Source organism: Acetobacter garciniae (assembly GCF_017377735.1).
Classification (GTDB): Bacteria; Pseudomonadota; Alphaproteobacteria; order Acetobacterales; family Acetobacteraceae; genus Acetobacter; species Acetobacter garciniae.
Map to the genome: position 1 here is coordinate 46,841 of NZ_JAFVMH010000009.1, position 26,382 is coordinate 73,222.

Annotated in this window: 25 protein-coding genes; 5 read left to right on the plus strand and 20 right to left on the minus strand. The window is 60.6% G+C overall.

Features of this window, described 5'->3' with window-relative positions:
• Nucleotides 1-104 precede the first annotated feature (104 nt).
• From J2D77_RS14400 to J2D77_RS14430, 7 genes are all read right to left on the minus strand, one after another.
• Nucleotides 105-3,344, minus strand: coding sequence for an efflux RND transporter permease subunit (locus J2D77_RS14400; RefSeq protein WP_207847002.1), 3,240 nt, complete (start codon nucleotides 3,342-3,344; stop codon nucleotides 105-107).
• Nucleotides 3,345-3,436: 92 nt separating this feature from the next.
• Entirely contained in the window at nucleotides 3,437-3,955 is a 519-nt protein-coding gene (locus tag J2D77_RS14405) for a hypothetical protein (protein WP_006559851.1), read from the minus strand.
• Nucleotides 3,956-4,011: 56 nt separating this feature from the next.
• Nucleotides 4,012-4,884 carry an energy transducer TonB family protein gene (locus J2D77_RS14410; protein WP_407927106.1) on the minus strand — a complete coding sequence of 291 codons (873 nt, stop codon included), beginning with the start codon at nucleotides 4,882-4,884 and terminating at the stop codon, nucleotides 4,012-4,014.
• On the minus strand, nucleotides 4,881-5,372 hold the full coding sequence (gene exbD / locus J2D77_RS14415) for a TonB system transport protein ExbD (protein ID WP_207847003.1): 492 nt from the start codon (nucleotides 5,370-5,372) through the stop codon (nucleotides 4,881-4,883). The genes J2D77_RS14410 and exbD overlap by 4 nt, the downstream gene beginning before the upstream one ends.
• Before the next feature lie 5 nt (nucleotides 5,373-5,377).
• The gene (gene exbB, locus J2D77_RS14420; protein WP_207847004.1) at nucleotides 5,378-6,124 is read right to left on the minus strand and encodes a tonB-system energizer ExbB; all 747 of its coding nucleotides are present in this window, start codon (nucleotides 6,122-6,124) and stop codon (nucleotides 5,378-5,380) included.
• Nucleotides 6,121-6,372, minus strand: coding sequence for a hypothetical protein (locus J2D77_RS14425; protein WP_006560046.1), 252 nt, complete (start codon nucleotides 6,370-6,372; stop codon nucleotides 6,121-6,123). The genes exbB and J2D77_RS14425 overlap by 4 nt, the downstream gene beginning before the upstream one ends.
• On the minus strand, nucleotides 6,369-7,616 hold the full coding sequence (locus J2D77_RS14430; protein ID WP_006560045.1) for a PepSY-associated TM helix domain-containing protein: 1,248 nt from the start codon (nucleotides 7,614-7,616) through the stop codon (nucleotides 6,369-6,371). The genes J2D77_RS14425 and J2D77_RS14430 overlap by 4 nt, the downstream gene beginning before the upstream one ends.
• 467 nt (nucleotides 7,617-8,083) lie before the next feature.
• Here J2D77_RS14430 and J2D77_RS14435 point away from each other — a divergent pair, with 467 nt between their 5' ends.
• The 4 genes from J2D77_RS14435 (at nucleotide 8,084) to J2D77_RS14450 (ending at nucleotide 13,635) form a co-directional block, all read left to right on the plus strand.
• Complete coding sequence (locus J2D77_RS14435) at nucleotides 8,084-8,590, plus strand: RNA polymerase sigma factor (protein WP_006560043.1); 507 nt, start codon at nucleotides 8,084-8,086, stop codon at nucleotides 8,588-8,590.
• Between the two features lie 85 nt (nucleotides 8,591-8,675).
• A complete protein-coding gene (locus tag J2D77_RS14440; protein ID WP_006560042.1) occupies nucleotides 8,676-9,665 on the plus strand; it encodes a FecR family protein in 990 nt (329 codons plus the stop codon).
• A 276-nt stretch (nucleotides 9,666-9,941) separates the two neighbouring features.
• Nucleotides 9,942-12,464 carry a TonB-dependent siderophore receptor gene (locus J2D77_RS14445; RefSeq protein WP_039905641.1) on the plus strand — a complete coding sequence of 841 codons (2,523 nt, stop codon included), beginning with the start codon at nucleotides 9,942-9,944 and terminating at the stop codon, nucleotides 12,462-12,464.
• Between the two features lie 226 nt (nucleotides 12,465-12,690).
• On the plus strand, nucleotides 12,691-13,635 hold the full coding sequence (locus J2D77_RS14450) for a LysR family transcriptional regulator (RefSeq protein ID WP_207847005.1): 945 nt from the start codon (nucleotides 12,691-12,693) through the stop codon (nucleotides 13,633-13,635).
• Here the strand turns inward: J2D77_RS14450 and J2D77_RS14455 are convergent.
• The 13 genes from J2D77_RS14455 to J2D77_RS14515 form a co-directional block, all read right to left on the minus strand.
• Nucleotides 13,586-13,828, minus strand: a complete 243-nt coding sequence (locus J2D77_RS14455; RefSeq protein ID WP_207847006.1) for a DUF2274 domain-containing protein — start codon at nucleotides 13,826-13,828, stop codon at nucleotides 13,586-13,588. The two genes, J2D77_RS14450 and J2D77_RS14455, sit on opposite strands and share 50 nt — an antisense overlap.
• Complete coding sequence (locus J2D77_RS14460; RefSeq protein WP_230975836.1) at nucleotides 13,821-15,020, minus strand: TrbI/VirB10 family protein; 1,200 nt, start codon at nucleotides 15,018-15,020, stop codon at nucleotides 13,821-13,823. Before J2D77_RS14460 ends, J2D77_RS14455 begins: the two co-directional genes overlap by 8 nt.
• Nucleotides 15,017-16,018 carry a P-type conjugative transfer protein TrbG gene (gene trbG, locus J2D77_RS14465; RefSeq protein ID WP_207847007.1) on the minus strand — a complete coding sequence of 334 codons (1,002 nt, stop codon included), beginning with the start codon at nucleotides 16,016-16,018 and terminating at the stop codon, nucleotides 15,017-15,019. The genes J2D77_RS14460 and trbG overlap by 4 nt, the downstream gene beginning before the upstream one ends.
• Entirely contained in the window at nucleotides 16,015-16,698 is a 684-nt protein-coding gene (gene trbF, locus J2D77_RS14470) for a conjugal transfer protein TrbF (protein WP_207847065.1), read from the minus strand. Before trbF ends, trbG begins: the two co-directional genes overlap by 4 nt.
• Nucleotides 16,698-18,125, minus strand: coding sequence for a P-type conjugative transfer protein TrbL (gene trbL / locus J2D77_RS14475; RefSeq protein WP_207847008.1), 1,428 nt, complete (start codon nucleotides 18,123-18,125; stop codon nucleotides 16,698-16,700). The genes trbF and trbL overlap by 1 nt, the downstream gene beginning before the upstream one ends.
• Before the next feature lie 5 nt (nucleotides 18,126-18,130).
• A complete protein-coding gene (trbJ, locus tag J2D77_RS14480) occupies nucleotides 18,131-18,913 on the minus strand; it encodes a P-type conjugative transfer protein TrbJ (RefSeq protein ID WP_207847009.1) in 783 nt (260 codons plus the stop codon).
• Nucleotides 18,910-21,342 carry a conjugal transfer protein TrbE gene (gene trbE / locus J2D77_RS14485; RefSeq protein WP_207847010.1) on the minus strand — a complete coding sequence of 811 codons (2,433 nt, stop codon included), beginning with the start codon at nucleotides 21,340-21,342 and terminating at the stop codon, nucleotides 18,910-18,912. Before trbE ends, trbJ begins: the two co-directional genes overlap by 4 nt.
• A gap of 13 nt (nucleotides 21,343-21,355) precedes the next feature.
• Nucleotides 21,356-21,631 (minus strand): VirB3 family type IV secretion system protein, encoded by a 276-nt coding sequence (locus J2D77_RS14490; protein ID WP_207847011.1) that lies wholly within the window; start codon nucleotides 21,629-21,631, stop codon nucleotides 21,356-21,358.
• The gene (locus tag J2D77_RS14495) at nucleotides 21,631-21,999 is read right to left on the minus strand and encodes a TrbC/VirB2 family protein (RefSeq protein ID WP_207847012.1); all 369 of its coding nucleotides are present in this window, start codon (nucleotides 21,997-21,999) and stop codon (nucleotides 21,631-21,633) included. Before J2D77_RS14495 ends, J2D77_RS14490 begins: the two co-directional genes overlap by 1 nt.
• Nucleotides 21,996-23,000, minus strand: a complete 1,005-nt coding sequence (trbB, locus tag J2D77_RS14500; protein WP_207847013.1) for a P-type conjugative transfer ATPase TrbB — start codon at nucleotides 22,998-23,000, stop codon at nucleotides 21,996-21,998. Before trbB ends, J2D77_RS14495 begins: the two co-directional genes overlap by 4 nt.
• A 130-nt stretch (nucleotides 23,001-23,130) precedes the next feature.
• A complete protein-coding gene (locus J2D77_RS14505; RefSeq protein ID WP_207847014.1) occupies nucleotides 23,131-23,574 on the minus strand; it encodes a CopG family transcriptional regulator in 444 nt (147 codons plus the stop codon).
• 2 nt (nucleotides 23,575-23,576) lie between these two features.
• Complete coding sequence (locus tag J2D77_RS14510; protein WP_207847015.1) at nucleotides 23,577-25,577, minus strand: conjugal transfer protein TraG; 2,001 nt, start codon at nucleotides 25,575-25,577, stop codon at nucleotides 23,577-23,579.
• Nucleotides 25,578-25,697: 120 nt separating this feature from the next.
• Complete coding sequence (locus tag J2D77_RS14515) at nucleotides 25,698-25,988, minus strand: DNA -binding domain-containing protein (protein WP_207847018.1); 291 nt, start codon at nucleotides 25,986-25,988, stop codon at nucleotides 25,698-25,700.
• A 104-nt stretch (nucleotides 25,989-26,092) separates the two neighbouring features.
• Between J2D77_RS14515 and J2D77_RS14520 the strand changes: the two genes are divergently transcribed.
• Nucleotides 26,093-26,344: a helix-turn-helix domain-containing protein gene (locus tag J2D77_RS14520; protein ID WP_207847020.1), complete on the plus strand. Its 252-nt coding sequence runs from the start codon at nucleotides 26,093-26,095 to the stop codon at nucleotides 26,342-26,344.
• The last annotated feature ends 38 nt before the right edge of the window (nucleotides 26,345-26,382 follow it).

The window sequence follows — 26,382 nt, forward strand, 5'->3', positions numbered from 1 at the left end:
GCAGTCCGGGCTTTTGAATGAACCCCGCCGGTATTGACGGAGACGTCCGCTTTCACGTGTTTTTGCCTCGAAGAAGACAGACCGCTGCCCTCCTATGGCTGCCATCAGAAACTTCTATCTTTCCTCCACTGCGCGAGGCGCTCCACCAGCAGATAGAGCGCAGGCGTTGTGAACATGGTCTGCGCCTGGCTGACGAGCAGGCCACCGATCAGCGCGATGCCCAGCGGCTGGCGTAGCTCCATCCCGTAGCCCCCCATCAGCACGAGCGGGAGGGCGCCGAGGGCTGCGGCAAAGGTGGTCATGACGATGGGCCGCAGTCGCAGCAGACAGGCCTCCCGAATGGCATCCCGCGCTGTCATGCCGTGTGCGCGTTCGGCATGGACAGCAAAATCCACCAGTAGGATCGCGTTCTTGAGGGAGATACCAGTCAGCAACAGCATGGCGATCACCGCCATGCCCGAGAACGGCAACCCGAAGAGATCGAGGGCCATGATGGCCCCGATCCCGGCCGAGGGAATGGTGGAGAGAATGGTCAGCGGATGCCACACGCTTTCATAGAGCATGCCCAATGTCAGATAGACGGCAAGCACAGCGCCGATGATCAGGATCTCGCTGTCATGGGTGCTTTTTCCAACATCCCCTTCATCGCTCTGCAACTCTCCGGTGATGGTTTCCGGCAGATGCAGGCTGCGCCATTCCTGATCGATAATGGCCTGTGTCTGCGACAGGCTCACACCGGGAGCCAGTTCCAGCGCCAGAGAGGCGGAACTGGCGTAGCCGATATGGGTGACGGCCACCGGATCGAGGCTTGGGGTAATCCGGGCCACCACCGACAGCGGCACCAGCGTTTCCGCTCTCGTCGCCACGGCCGATCCGGTGGACGCATTCGCCCCGCCCGCCAGAGAATTGGCGATCTGGTTTCGAAACGCCGTGGCACTCGTCGATGCCGTGGTGCTGGCTGTGGCTGATGTCACCACCCGGATGGTGTTGGACGCCGAACTGCCCGAAGCGGAGCCTCCCGAGGGGCTGATCCAGAACTGTTTCAGGATCTCGGGGTCGCGCTGGAAGCGGTTTTTCACAGTCAGCACCACGTTGTATTGCCCGTGTGTCGTGTAGACGACCGAGGTCGTGGTCTGGCCCAGCGCGTCGGACAGGGTGTTGCCTATAACCTGCGGCGTGACACCAACGCGGGCGGCGGTGTCACGGTCGATCGCCAGCGTGATGCCCTGCCCAGGCGGATCGACGTCCGGGTCCACATCCGTGAACTCCGGATGATGCCGCAGGGCTTTCGCCAGTCTGCGTGTCGCCGGTCCCAGCAGCCGGTCATCCTCGCTGCGCAGGATGTAGCTGACCCCGCTGCTGTTCGAGCCGACCCGCATCATGATGTTACCCGGTGCCTGGGCATGGTATTCGGCGTGGATATCTTTCCCCATCTGGGCCACGACGCGAGCGGCCACTTCTGTTCCCGACGCCCGCCCGTTGGACAGATCGCACAGCGTGGCGAACACCATGCCATGGCTGGAACCCTCGCCGGTATCGAGATAGGCGATGACATGGCTAACAGCGGGATCGGACAACAAGACCTGACTGAACCGTTCCAGCCGGGCTTTTGTCCGCGCCAGTGAACTGCCGCTGCCGCGCGACCCGCCCGAAACAATGCCGATATCCTGACGCGGGAACACAACCTTTGGCATGCGGGTGAACAGGAATACCCCCACCAGCAGGGTCAGTGGCAGCAGCAAGGCCGTCTTGCCGGGATGGGTCAGGCAGATTTCCAGAATGCGGCGATACCGGCTGCCGCTGTGTTTTTCATGGGCCAGAAAATCTGGGGCAGACATTTCTGGATGAACGGCTGTTCTGTTCTCAGAAAACCGCATGCACAACGCCGTCAGACAGGGCGTCACCACGCAGGACAGAACCAGCGACACCGTCACGGCGATCCCCACGGTGCCGGCAAATTCCCGGAACAGCCGCCCCGTCAGACCGGAGGCCAGTCCGATCGGCAGAAACACTGCCAGCACGGAGACGGTGATGGAGAGCAGCGTGAACGCCACCTCACTGGCCCCGGCAATGGCGGCCTCGTTGATGGAAAGCCCCCGCTCACGCATGCGGATGATGTTCTCGATCACCACGATAGCGTCATCGACCACTAGGCCCGTGACAACCGTCAGCGCCATGAGCGAGAGATTGTCCAGCCCGAAGCCCGCCAGATGCATCGGCCCGAGGCTGGCGATCAGGCAGCACGGCACGATGATCGCCGCCGCCACGGATGCCGTCCACGAGCGCAGGAACACCCACACCACGGCCAGCGCCAGAACACAGGCGGCCAGCAGCGTGACCAGCGTATGATGCAGCGAGGACCGGATCACCGCCGAGCCATCCCGTGCCACCGCAATGTCCGCGCCCGGCGGCATGAGCGTGCGCAGTTGTGGCAGACGGGCCTTCACCGCATCGACTATCCCGACCAGATTGGCTCCCGGCTGGGCACGCACCATCAGCGTGAGGGCGGGTTGCCCGTCAAAGAACGCGGCGGCGTTCACGTCCTGCATGCTGTCCGTGACGGTCGCTACATCGCGCAGCCGGATCGGACGCCCGCTTTTGTAGGCAATCACCAGATCCCGATAGGCATCGGCGTGTTCGGCCTGATCGTTGACCGCCAGCTGGTAGCGCCGGTCGCCCATATCGATCACACCTTTGGGCGTATGCGCATTGGCCGAAGCGAGTGCTGCGCGCAGGTTCTCGAACCCCATGCCGTATTTGAAAAACAGCAGCGGGTTCATTTCTACCCGCACCGCAGGCGCGGAACTGCCCATGAGCGCCACATCGCCCACACCCTGTACCTGCAACAGCATGGGCCGCAGCGTCGTGTTCACCAGATCATACAGCTTCGCCATGGACTGCATGCCCGGTGTCACCGCCAGGATCAGCACCGGTGTCGCATTGGGGTTGGCGCGGTGATAGCTGGGGTCAGATCCCGGTGTGGTCGGCAGATCCCGTCGGGCGGCTCTTATGGCCGCTTCCACGTCACGGGCCGCGCCATTGAGATCACGGCCCAGCTCAAACCCCAGCGAGATGGAGGTCTGCCCCCTCGTGGAGGTGGACTGCATCTGCGTCACACCGGCGATATTGCCCAGATGCCGTTCCAGCGGGGCGGCCACGGTGCGGGCCATGACCTCGGGCGAACCGCCGGCATTCGACGCCGAGACTGAAATCACCGGCAGATCGACATCGGGCAGGTCCGAGACCGGCAGGAGGGGCAGCGCCATCAGGCCTGACAGCACGGCGGAAAGCAGCAGAAGGAGCGTCGCTACCGGGCGACGGACAAACCAGGCGATGAATTTCAAGGAAGATGTCCCGTCCCTGCGGGAGGGCTCACTCTATAAGACGATCGATGCGGGCATTTTTTCAGAGAAAGACGAAAAATATCCGGCGTCTGTCAGCGGGCCTCCAGATCATGCCCGGCTGACGGTGTGACCGTGATGGCGGCGGCCTGCACCGCCAGACCATGCTCGGCCGCGACCCGGCGCAGCACTGTGGCGACTTCCGGCGCGTTGCAGGCGATCTTCCGACCCGTGCCGGCTTCCACGAAGGTGATCGCAAGGGCTGCCTTGCGTTCCGGCGCCACGCTGTAGAGCCACTGCCGGTCGGGTGTGACATCCCGGCGCAGGATGCCCCGCTCTACGAAGAGATTGAGATTGCGTTGGATCGACCCCTGCGAAGGCGCGTGACCATCCTCCATCATCTTTCCCAGCGTTTTCCAGATTTCCACCGCCGTCGCGCGTGGCCCGGCTTCGAGGATGCCGTGCAGCAGGATGCGCCGCAGATCGGTCATCTTGATGCCGACCTCTTCGCAGCAGTCTTCCAGCCTGCGCACGGCGCTGCGGCTGGCGCCCATGCCGGGGCGGATCTCACTCAGGGACGGCGAGGAACGGCGGTATTCGGAAAAGGCAAGCATGGGTTTGATCCTGTCACGATCAGGGAAAGGGAATGAAAACCGAAACGGCGAAAAACTCAGTTCCCACCGGAATGGATGTAGAATTCGACGGGAACCGTCAGGGTGATGGGATCCCCCGCGACACTGTCCGGTGGAATGGGCAGAGGCTGGGCGCGTTTGGGGAGCGCCACCGCCTCCTGATCCAGCAACGCATGGCCGGAGCTGCTGGCGAGTGTGACCGAGAGCACATGCCCTTTGCGGTCCATGGAGAACGTCACGGTGGGCACACCTTCCTGATGGTCCGCCATGGCGTCGGACGGGTAGCGCTTGAATTTTTCCAGTTGCGCCAGCAGCGCGCCCTGCCAGGTGACAGGATCATGCGACGCCTTTAACGACGAGGCACCCGGTGCCGGGGCTGCCTGCGTGGGCGCGGGCGGCGCTTCCGACGACGGTGGCGCGGTGGTCGCCTCGGCGGGTGGCGTCTTGTCCGGGATCGGCTTTTTGAGCATCGGCACCGGCTTCTGCTTCTTCACCAGCTTCTTTGGCTTCTCGGGCTTGGGCACCGGGATCGGCGGATTGGGCGCGGGTGATGGAGGTGCGGTGATCTTGGGTGGTTCGACTGGCGCCGGATCAGGGATGGACTGGGTCTGTTGTGGTCCTGGCGGCAGGTCCGTGGGCGGGGTCGGTGTCGAAACCGGTTCCGGAGCCATGTCGATGGCGATGGCCGCAGGTGGTGGTTCGGGCACCGCCATGACCGGCGGTGGCAGGCGCATGATCCACCACACGGCTCCGCCACCGACCGCCAGCACGGCGAGGAAGGACAGGGCCCAGCGCAGGGCGTCCTCACGCCGGGCCAGACGAAGCTGCCCGCGCTGCCAGTCGGCAAAGGACATGACCGAGTTTTCGACAGCCTCACCCTGCCCCTGCATCATGTCTGCGGTGCTGCTCACGGTGTCCCTCCGGATGCTGCGGTAGGAGGCGCATTGCTGGGCGGCACGGGCGTTGAACCGGCTTCGCTCCCTTCTTCCTGTCCCTGAAGGTTGACCAGAGCGACCTTGAGGTATCCCGCAGTGCGCAGCTTATCCATCACGCCCATCAGCGTGCCGTAATCCACCGTCTTGTCGGCCCGCAGGAAGATGCGCTCATCCTTGTTGCCCTTGGTCGCAGTTTCCAGCGCACCGGGAAGAGCATCGGTGCTGACGTCAGCCTCCCCCAGCGCGAGACCATGATCGGCTTTTACTGTCAGGAATACCGGATCATCGGGGCGCGGTGTGGGTTTCTCCGACGAGGACGGCAGGTCCACCGGCACATTCACGGTGGTCAACGGAGCCGTGACCATGAAGATCACCAGCAGGACCAGCATCACGTCGATAAACGGCGTGACATTGATCTCGCTCGCCTCATGCGGGTTCTCATCTGTGTGACGGATACGGATCATGCCGCTTACTCCCCGGCGACCGAGCGGCTGTCGCGCGATGCGCCAAGCCGCACCACCTGCCCGCTGGCGGTCAGGGCCTGCATGCGTCCGAGATCACGCGAGACAAGGCGCATCACAAGGGACGTCAGGTCGGCGACCTGCGCGCGGCACGACGCCGTCTGGCGGGCCAGATGGTTGTAGATCACCACCGCCGGGATCGCGGCCACCAGACCGAGGGCCGTGGCCAGCAGGGCCTCGGCGATACCGGGGGCCACGACGGCAAGGCTGGTCGCCTTGCTGGCGGCAATGCCGGTGAAGGAGGTCATGATGCCCCAGACCGTGCCGAACAGGCCGATGAAGGGCGAGGTCGCGCCAATGGTGGCCAGCACGCCGGTGCCGCGCAGGAGCCTGCGCCCCTCGGCCGCCTCCAGCCGTTCGAGATGCAGGACGATGCGCTCCTTCAGCCCCTCGCTGTCATCAGGGATGTCGGCAGAGCGTTTGCGCTCGGTTTCGGCCGCCATGACCAGCGTGTGGGCAATGCCGTTCTGGCGCGTGCCTTCCTCGCCGAGATCCAGCGTGTTGGCCTGTTCCAGCGTCTGCTCGGCTTTAGCCAGTTTCATGCGCACACGCAGCAGTTCGACCGACTTGGCGATGAAGATCGTCCAGGTCAGCAGCGAGGCCACGGCCAGCAGGATCATCACGCAGCGGACTACAGGCCCGGCATTGAGAAACATGTCCCACGGGGAGAAGGAAATGGGGGCAAGATCGGTCATGAGAGACCTCCTTTGGAAGACGGTCTGCGCCACGCCCGGATCAGGCAGATGACCGTAACAATGAGGGGAATGGACAGGGCGGCCCACGACAGGGCCAGCCAGATGCCCTGCTGGCCCAGCAGGGCGGACAGCAGGCCGAAGATGGTGAGCAGGCCCAGCGCGATCGGCCACGGCCAGACGGCGACGGGGTAACGGGATGCCGAAACAGGCCGGGATGGCATGGGGATTTCGGGAGAGACGGCGTTCATCGTGCGTCCCCCGCCGTTAGGACAGGAACAGCCGCATCGTCCGGGTCATCCAGTTCATACCCCAGCGCCCGCAGACGGGCATCGGTGGCGATCCTGCGCTTGCCCGCCCACAGCACCAGACCACTGACCAGCACCCCGATCACCACCACATCGAGCAACGCCCAGAGGATTTTGAGCGGCATGCCGCCATAATCGCCGAAATGCAGCGGGCGGGAGATTTCGAGGAAGCGGAGATACCATGGCATCGGATACGCCCCGGTCAGTTCGCCCGTGCGGGCATCGACCAGAACCGGGGTAAACAGACGCGCCCGCAGGGGTGTGTTCCCACGGGTCCAGAGCACGTAATGCACCGGGCTGCCAAAGGACGCGCCGGGGAATGACAGGCCCGTGACTTCATTGCCGGGGGCGGCTTTGGCCGCCGTGTCGAACGCGGCCTGCACCGAGGACAGATGATCCTGCGCCGGCACGGGCAGATTGGCATAGGGTTTGAGTATCTGCCGCACATCGGTCACGCGCCACAGGCCGAACAGTGGCGTCTGGAGTTCATTGACCAGCCCGGTAAAACCCACGACTGTCGCCCAGACCAGTGTGGCGGCCCCCAGCAGGTTGTGCAGGTCCAGCCATGTCAGGCGTGAAGCGCGATCCCTCCTGACCGAGCCGAACGGCAGCCGTTTCATAAAGCGGCCATAAAGCACCGTGCCGGACACCAGCGAGGCCACAAAAACACCGCCCATCGCGCCAAGAAACAGGCGACCCGGCAGATAGGCGAACAGGCTGGTATGGAGCCGATTGCAGATCCCCATGATGATGCCGGTCCAGGTGCGTGGCTCCTTCGGGGCATCCGCCGGGCGCGACTGCTCCAGCACTTTCGCCGTGCGGGCGTCGAACTTGATCCAGTGGCCGGAGTGCCGGTCCGGGTAGTTCTCATCGTCTTTCAGGGCCTGCCAGCTTGGGGCCATGGAGACCAGAACAGCGGGTTCATCATCATCCGGATTGACGCTGGTGATGATCTGGCCGGGATAGAGCGCACGCGCCTTGTCCACGATGACATCCAGGCTGGCGTTGGGCGTTCCCGGCGGCAGAACCTCGTAAGGCGGGTCATCGTCGCCGACGAACGTGTCCCAGATCTGCTCGGAAAACAGCAGCGGCAGGCCAGTCACGCAGACGATCAGCAGGAACAGCGTGCAGACCAGGCTCGTCCATTTATGGACCACGAACCAGCGGCGAAGCGCACGGGTGGTCATGGAAACCGCACGCTCACAAGTGCGTGTAATAGTGAGTCGCAACTCTGTTTTGCGTAAAATTCTGCCGGGTCCATTACATCTACGCGCCTTCGCATGCGTCGGAAATCGGGAATATTTCGCTGATGACCGGCTGATCACAAACGGTCCGCGACAATTCCCTCACCTAACAAAGACGATCAAAAAACGGCTTTTTTCTCGGAGCCCTGAAATTTTTTCAGATAACATATTGAAACGCCTGCCTGTCACTTCCTCGAACAAGTGGATCATGTCGCTTGCCGCTCCGTTCCACAGCACCAGGACATTCTGGTTTATCCCAAGCCACGGCCATTTCCGGCGGCACTGTGGAATGTGAAAATATTGCGACTTTTTCTCATTTGCGTTACAGGCATGAATCGCATTGACATGCTGTCCGTCTCTAAGGATCAACCCCAACCCGTCATGACCGATGACATGAATGGACCAAGCACGTGACGTCCTGGAGCACACTTCTGACAACGCTTTTCCGATCTGAACAACGGAAGGTCGAGGCGCTTGCCAGGAGGAAATGTGCGGATCCGGAACAGGCTGCGGACGTGGTGCAGGATGCGTTCATGCGGCTCAGTCGGCTGGCTGAACCTGAGGCCGTCAACAACCCGGGACATCTCCTCTTCACCACGGCATCCAACATCATGCTGGATTATAACCGTCGGATCAGACGTGAGCGAAACCGGGATGGAGGAAGTGTAGCCCCTGACCTCCCCTGCCCCGTTCCCGATGCCGAGGTCCAGCATGCTGAAAAGCAGCGCAGGGCCATTCTGCGGGAAGCAATCGCCGCTCTCCCCGACGAAACACGTGACATCTTCATCCGCTTCCATCTCGAGGGACGCAGTTACCGTCAGATCGCGGAAGAAAAAGGGATGGACCTGCGCCGTGTGGAATATCATCTTCGTGACGCCATGAAAGCCTGCCGCCAGTACGCCAGCGACCATCAGTGACAGTCATTTACGCGTCACCGCAAACAGGATCATGGTATCCTGACCTGTCGCCTGTTACACCTGCGGAAACGATAAACGAGACAGCATGTCCGCCTTCTGGGCGGCTGGATATCTGAACGTGCAGAACAGGAATGAACCGTCAGGTGACGCATTTGATGCGGCCAATGCCTGGTATCATCGTTTGCAAGGGGACAATGTCACTGAGGCAGATTGGGATGCTTTTCGTAGATGGTGTGCACAGAGCCCTGACCATGAGGCAGCCTGGGAAGACGTCCAGACTTTTGCATCGGACATCAGGATAACGCTTGCACAAAAACCACCAGTGCCCGCGCGCAGCACCATCCGACGCCCCCGAGGTTCACGCCGTTCGGTCCTGGCGTTAGGCAGCCTTGGTCTGGCCATCGCCTGTATCGCCATGCTGTCCAGCGGTTGGAGTGACTGGCTTCAGGCGGATTACCGCTCTGGCCAGGGCGAACAGAAAACGGTGACATTGGCGGATGGGTCTGTTGCAACGCTCAGCCCGAATAGCGCCCTGAAGATCCTGCCTGACACACATGGACGAGGCCTCGCCCTGCTCCATGGAGAGGTATGGTTTTCTGTCCGTCACGATAGTGCGCACCCGTTCTACGTTCTTGCCGGCAAAGGCCGAGTGACCGATGTCGGCACGCGCTTTGATCTCAGATATCTGGACGGACAGACAAACGTCACCGTGGAAGAAGGCGTGGTTGACGTTGCCTATGGCCCCCCTCCCCCCGATCACGTCAGGCTGACGGCAGGACAGGATATCTCCTACGGCACAGGCGGTCTCGGCGGCATACAGGCAGTTGATCCTGATGACATTGGCGCATGGCGCAAGGGGAACCTCGTTTTCCGTCAGAAGCCGCTTGTGGAAGTCGTCGCGGAACTCAACCGGTATGGCAGCACGAAGCTCGTGCTCGCCAGCCTTCAGGGGCGTAACAGGCCCGTTTCCGGCACGTTCGTCATCGGTCAGGAAGACACAGCCCTAAACGCCCTTCACGAGGCCTTTGGACTCAGGATTCTACGCTTCACGCGTTATCTGACCGTCCTCTACTGATCCTTCATCCAGCTTTGACACGATCAGCGATGACCTGATCCAAAGAGCAAATACCGTTTCTGATACCGGCCAGACCTCTCAGACAGCACTCTTTTTCACATCACAAAAAATAAATTCATAAAAATTTTCCGAAAGTGCCGGGTTCCGTCGTCTTCACAAACAAGATGCAAGTGAGAATGCTTCTCATATCAGAAAGCATTCCCGGAAGATGACAGGGAACCAGAACAGGTGAGCGGACTTCATATACACTCCAGATGCCTCCCCTCGCGATGCGGAATGGCGCGACTGCTGCTAACAACGTCTCTTTGCTGCTCGGTCGGCATTGTCGCCAGCATCGGGCAAGCCAAAGCAGCAGCTACCGTCAGCCCCACCGAACAAACTTTTTCTTTTTCCATTCCGGCACAATCGCTGGATGGAACACTCGCCGCTTTTTCAAAGATCACGCATGTCCAGACTGTCGCGGCCGGTGAATTAACACGTAATGTACGTTCCCCAGGTATCAGCGGCACTCTGACGCCTACCGCAGCCATGAATGTCCTGCTCGGTGGCACTGGCCTAAGACCCCGGATCAGTGGAAATGTCATTATTATTCAAAAAGAAACTGCTAATATCACCCTTGGTCCAGTGCGTGTCGGTGGCACCGTTACGCACCAGGATCCGACCGGACCCGGTGTCGGATATGTTGCCGAGAACACGATGTCAGCAACAAAGACCGACACGCCAATAACTGAAATCCCGAGTTCGATTTACGTTGTAACTAAACAGCAGATGCTCGACCAAGGCGCACAAACAGTCATGGACGCGCTGAAATACACAGCGGGCCTTTATGCTGGCGCTTCTGGCACTTTCAATAACGGTAATGCAGCAGCGGATAGTATATCGTTTTATCAAAGAGGCTTCTCTACAAACCAGTTTGTCGATGGTCTTTTAAGCAACTCGCAAAGTGCAGGCGAAACAGCTTTCTTGGAGCGTATTGAGGCCATCAATGGGCCCGCGTCAGTTATGTACGGCCAGACGACACCGGGTGGCATGCTTGCCATGAGCCTCAAGAAGCCAACTGACACGCCTTTGCATCAAGTTTCTGTCGGTTTTGGTAATTGGGGACGATATCAGTCTACGGTTGATTTTAGTGATAAACTCACCAAATCTGGCAATCTACGATATCGGGTCGCTGCGATTGGCGTAACCCAAGGGACGCAAACTGACCATGTCGATTACCACAGGGTTGGTGTACTGCCGTCTATAACATGGGACATCGATCATAAAACGTCTCTGACCCTTCTCGGGATGTATATGTATACGCCAGGGACAGGCATCAGTCAGTCTAATGACTATCCTTTGAAAGGGTCATTAATTACGGACGGATATCGTCGAATTCCACGAAGAAATTTTCTTGGTGCCACTAACTGGAACACGCAAGCAGATACAACCGCAATGTTTGAATACCAGTTTCAGCATAAGTTTAATAAGTATATAAATTTCAGCCAAACATTTAGATACGAGCAAAGTAGCATGAATGATAAAGATTCATACTACGATGGTTCTGTAAATTCCGAAGAGGTATATCAGGCGCCAGAATGGGCTAAAGAGACTTTCAAAACTACCGCTCTTGATACCAGAGTATACGGAAAATTTCAGACAGGACCGTTACAACATACATGGGTTGTTGGCTCTGACTTTAGATCTTATCATTATAATTGGTATTACCAGAGAGACAAAACGACGGGGGGGGATTTTATTGTAAATATGTACAACCCGGGGGCAAGCTATACCCCTTGTTTTAGCACCTCTGTTTCAGCTGGCTGTAAAGGATCATTCGGCACATCGCGGTATGATTATTTTCAAGAGGGTATATATTTTCAAGATCAGATCAAGTGGAAGCGCTTATCAATCCTGTTGGGGGGTAGGCAAGATTGGATAAATTATAATGGGCACGCTTTGAGCCACACCTACAACAATACCAATGGACAAAATATTACAACAGAGACCCCAGGAAATACGGCACCACAACCAGCGAGCGCTTTTACCTGGAGGGCGGGTATCCTTTATAATTTCGCTTTTGGATTAACTCCTTATTTTAGTTATTCAACATCCTTCGTTCCTCAGACTTCAACAAACTATCAAGGGCAGCCGTTCGCACCATTGACTGGGAAGCAACTGGAAGTTGGTCTAAAATATAAAGTTCCTAACAGGGATATTCTGTTGACAGCTTCAGCTTTTCATATCGATGAAGACCATTATCTAGAGCAGGACCCGGTCCACACTAATTACAGCCTTGATGCGGGAAGAGTTAAGTCTCAAGGTTTTGAAGTCTCAGCGAATGCGAACCTTACGAAAGATCTGAGAATGATAGCCTCGTATAGTTACGTGGATATCCGGTATGCAAAGACAAACAAAACAGCAAAGCGGTATAATCCTTATACAGGATTAACTTATGGTGACGCCATTTCTCAAGAAGGAATGTTCGTTCCCTATGTGCCACGCAATATGTTTTCATTATTTTTGGATTACTCTTTACCTCGAAGCGTTTTCAACGGATTTGGTGTGAACGGCGGCTTGCGTTACGTTGGTTTTACTTATGCTGGAAATGTGGAGTCGTTTAAGTCGCCTGCATATTTCCTGTTTGATATTGGCGCCCACTACGATTTTGGTGCATCCATTCCTGCCCTGAAGGGTTTAAAAGCACAGCTAGCAATTTCCAATTTAACGAATAAATATTATGTCACACGATGCAATAATAGTGATTGTTATGTGGGTCAGGGACGGCGAGTGTATGGAAATTTGACGTATAATTGGTGAAATTTCCCCGCCCGAAACTACAGCGCTTTTTTTCAGTAAGTTCAACACGTTGCCCCTCGTTTCCATGTCAAACTCGTGAGACGCGCCTGAGCAAGATCCGTGAGGTTACACGGCAACAGGCGTGGAATACGCTCCCCACCCCAAAAACTTTCGCGAAACTGGAGAAACCTGTTCGGAGACACGTCCTGTGGGATCACACCAGAATGATGCGCAGAACGACAGGAACATGCTCTTCCGCCTGATCGTCAGCGGTCAGATATCCCTTACCTCACTGGTTGAGGCTCTCGCGGTGGCAGAACATCGTAATTTCCGAAAGGCCGGTGAAACCTTACGGATTTCACAATCTTCTATCAGCAACCGGATCGCCACCCTTGAAGATATTATCGGTTTCCGCCTGTTTGAACGCCGCAACGGCGTGCATGTCACCTACGAGGGGCAGCAGTTTCTCTCCATCATCAATGAAGCCGTCAGTTTGATTGACCACGCACTCCGTCCCACCCGCCTGCTTCCAGTCACCACTGAAAGCAGGCTTATGGTCGGTGTCCAGTCCTCAAGCGCGGGAGGATTTCTGCGCAATATTCTCGACCGTTTCGTAAAACATTCGCCTTATGTTCGGCTGATCTCGGGCGAATTCGCCCCTGATCTTCTGATCTCCGGACTGCGACGACGCGAGATCGATATTGCCTTTACCCCTGACGTTCCACCACCTCGGACACTGGCCCATGATATCCTGTGCGTCATGCCATTATGGACTGAAACCATGATGGCGGCACTTTCCGAGCATGACCCCGTGGCGATGCAGGAGGCCGTGACATGGAACGATCTTGCGGATCATACCTTTTTGGTTCGCCGGGAAGGCATGGGATCATGGCTTATGGCGCAAGCCCTTCCCTATCTCGAACAACATGGCGCACCACCCCGGATCGAACGCATGGTGGTTGGGCGAGACACCCTGCTGGCCGATGTCGTGCGCCGCCAGGCAGTGGCCCTCACCTCGGCCGCCACAACAAGCCTGTCGGTGCCGGGCGTGCGTTTGCTCCCCCTTGCAGGTGATCCCATCCTCCTGACATTTCATGCCCTGTGGTCACGCCAGAACCACAATCCAGCGCTCCAGACGCTTCTTAAACTGGTGAGGACGGTGAAGCCCCCGAACGCTTCTGACGCCACCTGAGAAAAGCCCTGTCGGAGAGAATGAATTTCTCGATCATTGGTGCTATCAATTTCTGTGGCGTGACACTCTGCTGGTACAGGGCGTTCATGGCTTCCGCATAAGCCAGAAGATCACGATGCACAGGTGCGGGCAGATCGATTGTAAGCCGAACCGGTTTTTCATCGGGCAGAGCACTGATTTTCAGATCACTCATGATCCGTTTCTCCTTTTACATGCCATGGGCGGACGACCAGATCCCGATTCAGGATTAGGGTGAACGGCAGGCCCGGCCGGTCGGTCAGGGTGGGCTGGACGTTGAGGCTGCGCTCGATGAGTCGGTTGCCGACCATGGAGAAGCCGTTGCTGGCACCGGAGCGGATGGCCTGCATGAGATTGTTTTCATTCCACGACGTGCCCGCCTCCGAACCCACGCTGAGCAGGGTCGTGACCAGAGCCGCCTTGAAAAGCTGCCCCCAGTGATTGTTCACCTCGTCGGACAGTCCAGACTGGCCTATGGCGTCGCCGCCGGGGAGCTTCTCCAGTACGAGGCTCTCGCCATCGGGGAAGATCAGCCGTGTCCAGATGATCTGGGTGCGCTGCTGCCCGAAGGAAATTCCGCTGTTATATGCCCCGAACAGAGTGCTGCCCTGGGGGATCAGCAGGTAGCGACCGGTCGGGCTGTCATAGACGTTCTGGGTGACATGGCCGGTAATCTGACCCGGCAGGTCGGAACTGATCTTTGTGTTCAGTGCGCCGGCGATCACCGTGCCCGCCTGCAGGACATAAGGTGAGGCCGGGGGCATGACGCGGTCGGGGCTGACGGTCATGCGGTCCGGCTGGCCCGCCAGAAAGGCACGGTTGCCAGATTGTGCGTCGGTCGCAGGGGCCGGTGGTCCCTGAGAGGCAGGAGCGCCCGAGGCGGGCGGCATCGTCTGTTCGTCGGCGCGGTCACGTTCCCCCGTCTGCACGAACAGCCGGCTGGCGATCGCGGCCTCGACTTCCTGCGCGGCCCGCCGGTTATCTCCACCTGATGAGGCTTTCCCCTGCCCCTGTGCTTTCAGGATGGTGTGTCCCAGATCGCCGGGCAGCGCGGGACCGAGCTTCGGGACGCCATTGCCGACATAATCGGACGGCAGCCCCGCCAGCCCGTCGGCGGACGGACGCACATCCGTGTCCTGGCTGGCGGCCGGTGGCGCTTTGTGGCTGCTGTTCTCCAGCGCGTAGCCAAGTGCCAGACCAATGGCGAGCATCCCTGCCCCGCCGAGCGCCCAGACCACGGTGCGGTTAAGACGCACCACGCGCGGCCGTTCCGCCCGCAGGCGCAGGTCGGGCAGTGATGATGCGGAATTTCCCCCTGTAGTGGCGGCCGCTGGATTTTCTCCCACTGTCGGTGCTTGCCCGCTCATGTTCGACGTCCGTCAGTGCGTACGATGCGCACCCGCTGCTCGGAGTGCTTATCCCCCAGCCGCAGCTCGGCGGCAGCGAACAGCCGGTCCACGATCATCCAGTTCTGCCGCACCCGGTAATTGACCAGTTCCGGACCGCCATCGGCTCCCAGCACGAAGAGCGGGGGCAGTTCCCCCTGCCCGATCCCAGCCGGAAAGGCGATATAGACTTTGTGGCCATCATCGAACGCCCGGCCGGGCAACCAGGGTGGTGTCCCGCCTTTCACCGGCTGGATGGTGTAACGGAAATTCAGCGCGGCCAGATCCAGCCCCGTATCCACCGGCGCTGTATCATCGGCCGCATTGTCCTGCCGATGCAGGGCGATCAGACCATCCTCGGGGTAATCCCACGACACCGACGCCATGTAGGTCGCGGGCGTGGAACGCAGTTCCGCCAGATAGGTCCGCCGGTCGGTGTTGACGATCAAGTTGGTGGTCAGGTCCGGCCGCGTCGGCTTGACCAGGATATGGATGCGCCTCGTTGCCCCCGCCCCGCTTTCGGTATCGCCAATGATCCAGCGCACGGTGTCACCGGCCGCGACGGGCCCGGTGCCGACCAGCTTCTCCCCCTGCTGAAGCATGATGTCGGTAATTTCACCGGGCGAGGTATAGACCTGATAGAGGGCACCCGGAGAATAGGGATAGACCTGCACCGCGTTGATGAACCCGGCCCGCGTGGGCTGGATGCGGGCCGCCAGATTGGCCTGCGTCACGCGCGCTGTGGGGTCAGCGACTTCGGGGGCCGGATGGACCGCAAGTCGTGAGGGCAACGGCTTGAGCTGGCCCGGCAGGGGAAGCGGTTTCGGGACTTCCACCACCCGCACCGGCTTCGGTGGGTCCGGCAGACGTGTTGCCTGAACAGCGTCATCGTAGCGGATGACGGGCGGATGGTAACTGCCCGCGCAGCCAGCCAGAGGCAGGATCAGCAACGGCAGGACACGAAGAGCGCGACGGATCATTGGCCCAGCTCCTTTGACCAGTTGATGGCGGAGACGTAGATGCCCAGAGGGTTTTTCCTGAGATGGTCGGCATCGCGTGGCGTGCGCAGAACGATCGAGACGATGGCGGTCCAGCGTTCGGTGCCGCTGAACGCCCCGTCGCGGTAATGGCGCTCGGTCCAGGCAACCCGGAAGCTGCCGGGCGAGGCCCGGATCACTGAAGCGATATCCACCTCGACCTGCTCGTGCCCGATGCGCGAGAACGGATCGTTGAGGCGGGCATAGTCGTTAAGCGCCTGCGCGCCTGACGTGGTGGTGAAATCATAGGCACGCAGCCAGTTCTGCCGGACCACCACGGCGTCCGACGACAGGGCGCGCACGTCATGGACAAACTGCGCCAGATACCAGGCGATCTGCGGATCGGCGGGCATATAGCCCGCTGTCGCGGGGGCCACGACCTGCGCCTGCCCTAGCCGGTCCACCTGCACCACCCACGGCGTGATGGTGCCGTGCATAGACTGCCAGACCAGGCCAGCCCCAAGACCGGCGGACAGGAACAGGGAACCGAACGCCATCAGCCGCCAGTTACGGGCCTGGATGCGGGCGGAACCGATCCGTTCGTCCCAGATCTGGGCCGCTTTCTGATATGGTGTCACGGGTTCGGGCGTGGTCCCGTAGCGTGTGGTCGAGCGACGGAACATCATTCTTTCTCCGAGAGATCAATGGACGCCGAGCCACCGCCGCCATCGGCGGAGCGGATAATATGAGCGGCTTCAGCAGCATGGGCTGCGGCATTGCGGCGCTTCATCTTCTGCGCCCAGCGGGGCGGTTCGCCAGAACCGCCACCATCGCCACCAGCCGGACCCTCACCGGTAGGGCCGCCACCCCTGGGGCCACCCCCTTCTCCGGCAGGACCACCCCCACCTGATGGAAACGGCCCGCTGCCACCAGTTTCGTCACTCTCTCCACCGCCCATCCCGCGTGCGGCCCAGCGTCCACCGGCGGCGTAGCTTTCTTTGAGGGATGAACCGGCACGCGAGGCCGCTCCTTTGACGGCATTCGCGACGTTCCCGCCGACGGCCCGGCCTATGCCTCCGATCCCGGCGGCCATGCTGCCCGCACCACCTGATGCGCCTGCGGCTCCAGCCGAATAGGCGGACGTGGCTGCCCCGGCAATCGCGGCCCCACCCCGCGCCGCAGCAGCGGTCGCACCAAGGGCGGCGGCACCACCGGAAGCGACAGCCCCGACACCGGCCGCAGCAGCAGCACCCATGGCACCCACCGCCATGCCGGTGCCAACAGCCGCGCCCGCGCCAAGCTGCGGTGCGCCGGAGATCAGCCCGTTGGCGATGCTGCCGCCAAAAATGGACAGGCCGACAATTGCAAGCGAGGCCAGCACCACCGAGACGGACTGCCCGATCGTGGGAACGTCGCTGCCGTAGGAGGTTGAGAACTGGGCGAACAGAACCGACGCGATGGCGGAAATGACCGCCAGCACCATGATCTTCACACCCGACGAGACGACATTGCCCAGCACCTTCTCGGCAAGGAAAGCCGTGCGATTGAACAGGGCGAACGGGATCAACACGAACCCTGCCAGTGTGGTCAGCTTGAACTCGATCAGCGCCACGAAAAGCTGCACGGCCAGAATGAAGAACGCCGCCAGCACGATCAGCCACGACAGGCAGAGCACGAAGATCTGGATGAAGTTCGTAAAGAAGGCGACCGGACCAAGGAGATTGTGGACTGAGTCCAGAAGCGGCTGGGCTGCATCGAAACCCGTGGATGCCAGTCGGCCGGGCCGCAGGAAGTCTCCGAGTGCCAGATTGCCGCCACCGGCTTTCAGGCCAAGGGCCGCGAAACTGTCAAAGACGATCTTCGAGAGCGCATCGAAATCGTTGATGACCCAGGCGAAGAAGCCGATATAGAGCGTCTTCTTCACCAGACGCTGGATGATGTCCTCATCCGCCGCCCACGCCCAGAACAGGCCAGCCAGCGCCATATCCAGCACGGACAGTGTTCCGGCCAGTGAAATCACATTCCCCTTCACCAGACCGAAGCCGCTGTCGATGGTGGTGGTGAAGGTATTCAGGAAGGAGTCGATAACGCCCACATTGCCCATCGCCATGGCGGTCAGTTCCCGCTGCTGCCGAACATCGACACCGTGCCCGGCACATAGGCGTCATGCTGGGAAAAATGCTGATACTGGGCTTCACTTTCTGCTTCCGTCGCCGCATCGCGCGCCTGTTGCAGGGCTGTGGCGCGGCCATTAGCGGCAAGTTCGGCCTGAATGTCGGACAATTGGCGGGACTGTAGTGCCAGAAGCTGGTTTCCCGCCTGCGCCGCCTGCAACGCCCCGGTCGATGTCTGGCTGGCCGAAACCAGTTGCGTCATAGCCGAACTGTCGCTCGGGATGTTTCCTACTACCCGAGCCTGCAATTTCAGGGCGTCCTCAAACCCGCCGACGGAATTCTGCCACCGCGTCTGCGCCTGGCTGAACAGGGAGCTATCGGACATGCCGGACGAAATTGAGGTGTAGGCCTGCTGGTACTTCTGCTCGACGGACTGGACGCTGTAGGCGATGTTCTGCGCCTGCGCGAGCAGCGCCGTGGTCTGTGAAATCGTCGATTGCAGCGTCGACAATGTCGACAAGGGCAGCAGAGCGAGGTTCTTCGCCTGGTTGACCAGCATCTGCGCCTGATTGGCGAGAGACGTGATCTGGTTATCAATCTGCTGCAATTCCCGCGCTGCGATCAGCACGGTCTGGACATGCGCGGCCCCATCGTAGACCGCCCATTGCGCATGGGCGGATTGCACCGAACTGACGCAGGCACCAACAGCCAGGGCCATGACGGATGCCAACAGGTTTGCGCGACGGAAAAGTTTTGCCCGGATATGGAAAAGTTTTTCCATCATGACACGTCCCCTTCCCGCAGAAGGTCCGCCGCCCATATGACACCCCGCGCCTCGAACCAGGCTGGGAGAAAGCCATCTCGTCCATGTTCCGCCAACACGTGATCGATCAGCCGGTGATCGTCCTTGCCTGATGCCGCGCACAGCGCCAGGGCAACAGGACCGAGGCCCAGTTCGAACAGGCGATTGCCGCGTTGCGTCTGGCAGTAATATTCCCGTTTCGAGGCTGCACGCGCGATGATGGCGATCTGGCGGTCGTTGAGCCCGAAGTCCCGATAGAGCGCCATGATCTGCGGCTCGATCGCCCTCTCGTTTGGCAGGAAGATCCGCGTGGGGCAGCTTTCCACTACCGCCGGGGCGATCGGCGAATTGGCAATGTCGGACAAGGACTGCGTGGCGAAAATGACGCTGGCGTTCTTCTTGCGCAGCGTTTTCAGCCATTCCCGGAGTTGGCCAGCGAAATCGCCGTCATCCAGCACCAGCCAGCCCTCGTCGATGACCAGCAGCGTCGGACGCCCATCCAGACGGCCCTCAATGCGGTGAAACAGATAGGACAACACGGGAGACGCTGCACCGGAGCCGATCAACCCCTCGGTCTCGAACACCACGACATCGGCATCACCCAGCCGCTCGGTATCTGCATCCAGCAGGCGACCATAAGGACTACCAAGGCAATAGGGAGCCAGCGCCTGTTTCAGGGCGTTGGATTGAAGCAGCGCCACCACGCCTGACAGGGTCCGTTCATGAGCGGGCGATGACGCCAGGGAGTTCAGGGCCGACCAAAGGTGAGACTTCACCTCCGGGGTGAGCGTTACACTCTCACCGACAAGAATCTGCCCCAGCCATTCACTGGCCCATTTGCGTTCGTCGGGATCATTAATCCGCGCCAGCGGCTGCAGGGCAATCCCGGGAATATTCACCTCACTTGTCGACAGGTTTTCACCCAGATCGTGCCAGTCGCCTCCCATTGCCAGCGTCGCCGCCCGCATCGACCCGCCAAAGTCAAAGGCGAAAATCTGCGATCCCGCATAGCGCCGGAACTGCAACGCCATAAGGGCCAGCAGGACAGATTTGCCGGCCCCTGTCGGGCCGGCAATCAGGGTATGACCGACATCCCCGACATGAAGCGAAAACCGGAACGGTGTGGCACCCGCCGTCCTGCCGTAGAACAGCGGCGCGGCCCTGAAATGCCCGTCCTGCTCCGGCCCGGCCCACACGGCCGAAAGCGGTATCATATGCGCCAGATTCAGGGTCGAGACCGGGGGCTGGCGCACATTGGCGTAGACATGCCCTGGCAGAGATCCCAACCATGCCTCCACCGCGTTCACGCTTTCCGACATGCAGGTGAAGTCGCGCCCCTGGGTGATTTTTTCGATCAAGCGCAGTTTTTCAGCTGCGATGGACGCGGATCCATCCCAGACCGTCACGGTCGCCGTGATGTAGGCCTGCCCGACATCATCCGCGCCCAGCGACTGGAGCGCTAAATCGGCATCCGCCGCCTTGTTGGCGGCATCGTTATCCACCAGAACCGACGCCTCATTGGTCATCACCTCCCGGACAATGGCTGCAATGCTCTTGCGCTTTGCGAACCACTGCCGTCGGATCTTCGTCAGCACCTTGGTGGCGTCGGTCTTGTCGAGCAGGATCGCGCGGGTGGACCAGCGATAGGGCATCGCCAGCCGGTTCAGGTCATCCAGGATTCCGGGAAACGTGCGGCTCGGGAAACCCGTGATGGTCAGGGTTTTCAAAAACGCATCGCCGAGTTTCGGCTCCAGACCACCCGACAGAGGCTGATCCACCAGCAGGGCATCCAGATGCATAGGAATTTCCGGCACCCGGACCCGCTGGTTCCGCGTCGAAATGGTCGAATGCAGGTAGGTCAACGTCTCGCCGTCATCGAGCCACGCGGCCTCGGGCATGAACCCATCCAGCAACGCCAGCATCCGATCGGTGCGGTCGACGAACGCATGGAGTATTCCGTGTGGATCGGGGCCGTCCCGTTCCCTGCCCTCATAGAGAAAGCGTTCGGCACGGCCTGATGATTCCGCTGGCGGCAACCAGACCAGGGTCAAGAAATACCGGCTCTCGAAATGCACGCCCTCATCCTCGAACTGCTCACGGCGCTCCAGATCGACCATTTGACTGGCGGCATCGGGAAAATCACTCTCGGGGTACACTGTCGCCGGGACGCGCTGCGCTTCCACGAACACCGCCCATCCAGAGCCCAGACGGCGCAGGGCGTTGTTGAGACGGCCGGTCACACCCACCAGTTCCGCTGGTGTGGCGCTATCCAGATCGGGACCACGAATTTTTGCCGTGCGCTGGAAGCTGCCATCTTTGTTCAGGACAACACCTTTCTCCACCAGCGCAGCCCATGGGAGAAAATCCGACAAAAGGGCGGCACGGTTGCGATACTCGCCAAGGGACATCATCGCCCTGCCCTCCCTACGCCCGGAGCCAGGCGGGATAGCGCAGATGCCGCCGTCCCACCTCCACGAACAGCGGATCGCGCCTGGCACCCCAGACCGCGAGCCCATGACCCACGATCCAGAAGGCAGTCCCGATCAGCCACAGGCGCAGACCGAGGGCGATCGCGGCAGCCAGCGTGCCGTTGGCGATGGCGACGGCACGGGGCGCCCCACCCAGCAGGATGGGGTCGGTCAGCGAGCGATGCACCGGGACATGGAACCCCGGCACCGCGTCATCCTCATATCCCGCCATCAGATCAGTGCCCCTCCGGAGAAAGAGAAGAACGACAGGAAGAAGCTCGATGCGGCAAAAGCGATGCTGAGTCCAAAGACGATCTGGATCATCTTGCGGAACCCGCCGGATGTTTCGCCAAAGGCCAGGGTCAGGCCGGTCACGGTAATGATGATCACCGAGATGATTTTGGCGACCGGTCCCTGCACGGATTCCAGAATCTCGTTCAGGGGCGTTTCCCACGGCATGCTGGATCCTGACGCCCATGCCGACGACGCGAAAACAAGCGACAGCAGCATGGACGCTCCAAACACACGGGGATCCGGCACATGCCGGTCAGGACGTGCGACAGCGCACACGATGGCGCGCAGACGTGAAGGCGGCCTCATGATGATTCTCCATTGGCAGAGCGGGATGTTTCGGGAGAAGAGAGGCTGACCGGACGGATGCGATAGGCGCCCGTCACAGGATCAAGGCCGTCGATTTCCGCCAGTTCGGACAGGCGGCGGAAATTGCCACGTCCGGACAGGACCGCGATAACGTCGATCGTTTCGGCGATCATGGCGCGCGGCACTGTCACCACCGCCTCCTGGATCAACTGTTCCAGACGATACAGGGCAGCGAGCACCGATCCGGCATGGAGTGTACCGATGCCACCCGGATGCCCGGTACCCCATGCCTTGACCAGATCAAGGGCTTCGGCCCCACGCACCTCACCGATGGGAATACGGTCCGGACGCAGGCGAAGGCCGGACCGGACAAGGTCCGAAAGGGTAATCACGCCTTCACGGGTCCGCAGGGCGATAAGATTGGGTGCCATGCATTGCAGTTCGCGCGTGTCCTCAATCAGCACGATGCGATCACCGGTTTTGGCCACCTCGGCCAGCAGGGCATTGACCAGCGTGGTCTTGCCCGTGGATGTCCCGCCGGCAACCAGGATGTTTTTGCGCGCAGCAACAGCGCGGCGCAGAAATACCGCCTGCCCCTCCGTCATGATTCCGGCAGCGACATAGTCATCAAGGGTGAACACGGCCACGGCGGGCTTGCGGATGGCGAAGCTCGGGGCGGTCACAACGGGCGGCAGCAATCCCTCGAACCGTTCGCCGGTTGGCAACTCGGCCGAGACACGGGGTGCTGCCTCATGCACCTCAGCCCCGACATGGTGGGCCACGAGACGCACGATGCGCTCGGCATCGGCTGGCGTAACCCTGTCGCCGGTATCGCCCAGCCCCTCGGACAGACGGTCGATCCACAGCCGCCCATCAGGATTGAGCATGACCTCGACCACGGCCGGATCGGCAAGGTGCCGGGCAATCGCCGGTCCCATCGCCGTGCGCAGCATGGACATGCCACGCTGTCGGGCACCACTTTCAATCGGTGTAACCGCCATGGGAATCCCCGTTTTTACGGATCATCCGGCCTCTCCGGACGACGACGGGGATCATTAGAAGGGAGCGGATTTATCTGCTGGCAACAAGGATTTCGGGGGATGCGGTAAAAGCGTATGTAATTGGGAGCATTCAGGCGGGATCGGTGCCCGACGGATCCTGCCGTGCCGCGACATCGCGCTGACGGTCGCGCAGGAATCGATCCCCCGTCGCCAGCCGGCGTTCCAACGCGGTCAGGAAGCCTTCAAACCGTTCAAGCCCCATGGCGCGGGCGGATGCCCGCGCGTCCTCCGGAAGTGGTGGCGTGCTGGTCAGCCAGAACCGGACGAACAGGCTGACCGTCTCCGCCAGGATCGAAAGATCTTCCTCCAGCCCGGCCATCTGGCGCGACAGCCGGTCGAGGCGGCGCGAGGTCGCCGCCTCCTGCCTCTCAGTGGCATCGTCCGTCAGGAACGACAGCACCGCCGTCTCCACCAGGGCGGACTTTGAAATATCCCGCCGCACGGCACGGGCCTCGAGCTGCTTATGGATGTCGGGGTCGAAATAGACGTTCAGGCGTCGGCTGCGCTTGTGCATGGTCAGTTTCCTCCCAGTTCCAGCCCGTCATTCCGATCCATGCCGGCCTGGCGGATGATATTCCCCTGTCGCCGCAATTCCGCCGCGCGCTGCGCCTCGACCTCAGGGTCGCTGTCAGGAATTTCGAATTCGGCGGCCGGATCAGGCCGCTCAGGCGCAATATCCTCATGCTCGGGCAACTCTGGCTCCCGACGGACGCCACTGTTGGCGTCGTCGGTATCGGATCCGGCATCCGGGGGCGACGGCACACTCGGCGCGTCATCTGCGACCACTCGTGCAGACCACACGTCAATCATACGATCCTCGTCACACACGAACGCTGCCGGATCGGGTGGCGGCAGGATGCGCGTGGTAAAGCGACGATCCTGATAATAACGCACCTTCAGGGCGCGGATCGGCGGGCAGCCCGACAGCATCACCAGTTCCTCGTGATCGGGGAGTTGCTGGACCTCGCCCACGGTCAGGAGCGGCCTGGCGGTTTCCTGCCGGGAAACCATGAGGTGCCCAAGCCAGGGCGACAGGCGATGCCCGGCATAATTGGTGGAATCCCGCTGCTCCGTTGCCGTGCCCAGGGCATCCGACACCCGTCTGGCGGTCCGTTCGTCATTGGTCGCGAAGCTGACGCGGACCTGGCAATTGTCGAGGATCGAATTGTTCGGCCCGTATGCCTTCTCGATCTGGTTCAGCGACTGGGCGATCAGGAAGGCCCGGATCCGGTAGCCCGCCATGAACGCCAGCGCGCTCTCGAAAAAATCCAGCCGCCCGAATGCCGGAAATTCGTCGAGCATGAGAAGCAGCTTTCGCCGTCTGGCCGCCGCCTCCAGATCTTCCGTCAGACGGCGTCCAATCTGGTTGAGCATCAGCCGGATCAACGGCTTGGTGCGGCTGATATCCGAAGGCGGCACGACGAAATAAAGTGAGGCCGGTCGCGCCGAGGATACGAGATCCTCAATCCGCCAGTCGCATTTTCTGGTCACCATCGCTACCACGGGATCACGATAGAGCCCAAGAAACGACATGGCGGTGGAGAGCACGCCTGAGCGTTCGTTATCCGATTTGTTGAGCAGTTCCCGTGCGGCGGACGCCACGACGGGATGTGGCCCCTTCTCCCCCAGATGATTCGTCCGCATCATGGCGGACAGGGTCGTCTCGATGGACCGTTTCGGGTCGGAGAGGAATTTCGCCACACCGGCGAGCGTCTTGTCGGCTTCGGCATAAAGCACATGCAGGATCGCGCCGACCAGCAGCGCGTGCGAGGTTTTTTCCCAGTGGTTGCGTCGCTCCAGCGCGCCATCCGGATCGACCAGGATATCGGCGATGTTCTGCACATCGCGGACTTCATATTCCCCCAGACGGACCTCCAGCAGAGGATTGTAGGCGGCCGATGCCGGATTGGTCGGGTCGAACAGCAGCACGCGCCCGAAGGTCGCGCGAAATCCCGCCGTAAGCTGCCAGTTCTCACCCTTGATATCGTGGATGATTGCTGAGCCGGACCAGGTCAGCAGGGTCGGAATGACCAGCCCCACCCCTTTGCCCGAGCGGGTCGGCGCGAAGCACAGCACATGCTCGGGACCGTCATGCCGGAGATAGGCCCGGCGGTATTTCCCAAGAACGACCCCGCTCTCGCCCAGCAATCCCGCTGTGCGGATATCGCGAGAGGTGGCCCAGCGGGCCGAACCATAGGTTTCGGCCCGACGCCTTGCCCGCGCCCGCCAGATCGACAGGGCGAAGGCCACGATGACGGCCAGAACAACGCCTGCAACACCAATCCGCGCGCCATGCACGAAAATGCCGGGCGCATAGGCATCGAACTCATACCACCACCAGAAGAAAAGCGGCGGCGCGTAGACAGGCCAGCGGTGAGCGAACATGAACCAGGGCCGCCCGAGTTCAGGCTGGAACCCCAGACGCCAGGCGGTCCACTCGGTTGCGGCCCACCAGAACAGCGACATGATCGTGAGGACCAGGATCACCTGGCCCCAGGCCACACGAGACGCGGACATGAAGACCTCCGTGACAGGATGATGATCCGTCCGTCAGGAGGAATAACCACGCGCGGGGCAAGATAATTCAGGAGCCGTGCGGTAATCGGCGGTCTTTGTGTAAGAAATCGGATGGAGCGTTCAATGCGGCGTCTTTCCACCAGGAATGGTCAGGAGCTGACGATAGCCGGTGTCACGCATCCAGCGCGCCCGCGCCATATGCGAGTCCCAGCATCGCCGCGCGCCGTCCCTGTCGATTGCCGGATCACGGCCGAGCACGATCCGCGCCACCTCGCGCCAGTCGGCGCCTGCTTCCTTGGCATCAAGGAGGCGGAGATAGGTGATATGATGGAGATGGTCATACGCCGTCAGCAGCGGACAGTCCGGTGCCTCATCAGCTGGAATGGCTCCGTTCTCGGGTTGGGACGTCATGATCCTGCCCTTTCCTTCAGGTCCGCAGATCATATCCTGAAATGGGATAATCCCGATACGGGATTATTGGGACGGTTCCTCAGTTTCAACTGGAACCGCACCCTATGCCGAAATCGCTGCGCTCTCCGCGACAGCACCGTCTCATGGAATTGCTGATCGCAGCAAGGCGCGACAAGGGACTGACCCAGGCCACACTGGCGGAACGGCTCGGCAAGCCCCAGTCCTATGTTGCAAAATACGAGACCGGCGAGCGTCGGATCGATGTGATCGAATTTCTCGACATCACGGATGCGATCGGGATCAATGGAAACGTCATCCTTGCCGCGCTGGACGACGCATCCAAGATGAACCATTAGCTCACATGAGAGCGGCAGCCGGCATCGCACGCATTCAC

Excerpts from the sequence above, each read along its gene's own strand:
- exbD (WP_207847003.1), bottom strand. The coding sequence starts at position 5,372 with ATGATCCGTATCCGTCACACAGATGAGAACCCGCATGAGGCGAGCGAG.
- trbL (WP_207847008.1), bottom strand. The coding sequence starts at position 18,125 with ATGGCGATGGGCAATGTGGGCGTTATCGACTCCTTCCTGAATACCTTC.
- J2D77_RS14495 (WP_207847012.1), bottom strand. The coding sequence starts at position 21,999 with ATGAGGCCGCCTTCACGTCTGCGCGCCATCGTGTGCGCTGTCGCACGT.
- J2D77_RS14440 (WP_006560042.1), top strand. The coding sequence starts at position 8,676 with ATGTCCGCCTTCTGGGCGGCTGGATATCTGAACGTGCAGAACAGGAAT.
- J2D77_RS14425 (WP_006560046.1), bottom strand. The coding sequence starts at position 6,372 with ATGAACGCCGTCTCTCCCGAAATCCCCATGCCATCCCGGCCTGTTTCG.
- trbJ (WP_207847009.1), bottom strand. The coding sequence starts at position 18,913 with ATGATGGAAAAACTTTTCCATATCCGGGCAAAACTTTTCCGTCGCGCA.
- trbE (WP_207847010.1), bottom strand. The coding sequence starts at position 21,342 with ATGATGTCCCTTGGCGAGTATCGCAACCGTGCCGCCCTTTTGTCGGAT.
- trbF (WP_207847065.1), bottom strand. The coding sequence starts at position 16,698 with ATGTTCCGTCGCTCGACCACACGCTACGGGACCACGCCCGAACCCGTG.
- J2D77_RS14450 (WP_207847005.1), top strand. The coding sequence starts at position 12,691 with ATGCTCTTCCGCCTGATCGTCAGCGGTCAGATATCCCTTACCTCACTG.
- trbB (WP_207847013.1), bottom strand. The coding sequence starts at position 23,000 with ATGGCGGTTACACCGATTGAAAGTGGTGCCCGACAGCGTGGCATGTCC.
- exbB (WP_207847004.1), bottom strand. The coding sequence starts at position 6,124 with ATGACCGATCTTGCCCCCATTTCCTTCTCCCCGTGGGACATGTTTCTC.
- J2D77_RS14405 (WP_006559851.1), bottom strand. The coding sequence starts at position 3,955 with ATGCTTGCCTTTTCCGAATACCGCCGTTCCTCGCCGTCCCTGAGTGAG.
- J2D77_RS14460 (WP_230975836.1), bottom strand. The coding sequence starts at position 15,020 with ATGAGCGGGCAAGCACCGACAGTGGGAGAAAATCCAGCGGCCGCCACT.
- J2D77_RS14445 (WP_039905641.1), top strand. The coding sequence starts at position 9,942 with ATGGCGCGACTGCTGCTAACAACGTCTCTTTGCTGCTCGGTCGGCATT.
- J2D77_RS14505 (WP_207847014.1), bottom strand. The coding sequence starts at position 23,574 with ATGCACAAGCGCAGCCGACGCCTGAACGTCTATTTCGACCCCGACATC.
- J2D77_RS14510 (WP_207847015.1), bottom strand. The coding sequence starts at position 25,577 with ATGTCCGCGTCTCGTGTGGCCTGGGGCCAGGTGATCCTGGTCCTCACG.
- J2D77_RS14455 (WP_207847006.1), bottom strand. The coding sequence starts at position 13,828 with ATGAGTGATCTGAAAATCAGTGCTCTGCCCGATGAAAAACCGGTTCGG.
- trbG (WP_207847007.1), bottom strand. The coding sequence starts at position 16,018 with ATGATCCGTCGCGCTCTTCGTGTCCTGCCGTTGCTGATCCTGCCTCTG.
- J2D77_RS14520 (WP_207847020.1), top strand. The coding sequence starts at position 26,093 with ATGCCGAAATCGCTGCGCTCTCCGCGACAGCACCGTCTCATGGAATTG.
- J2D77_RS14515 (WP_207847018.1), bottom strand. The coding sequence starts at position 25,988 with ATGACGTCCCAACCCGAGAACGGAGCCATTCCAGCTGATGAGGCACCG.
- J2D77_RS14430 (WP_006560045.1), bottom strand. The coding sequence starts at position 7,616 with ATGACCACCCGTGCGCTTCGCCGCTGGTTCGTGGTCCATAAATGGACG.
- J2D77_RS14490 (WP_207847011.1), bottom strand. The coding sequence starts at position 21,631 with ATGGCGGGATATGAGGATGACGCGGTGCCGGGGTTCCATGTCCCGGTG.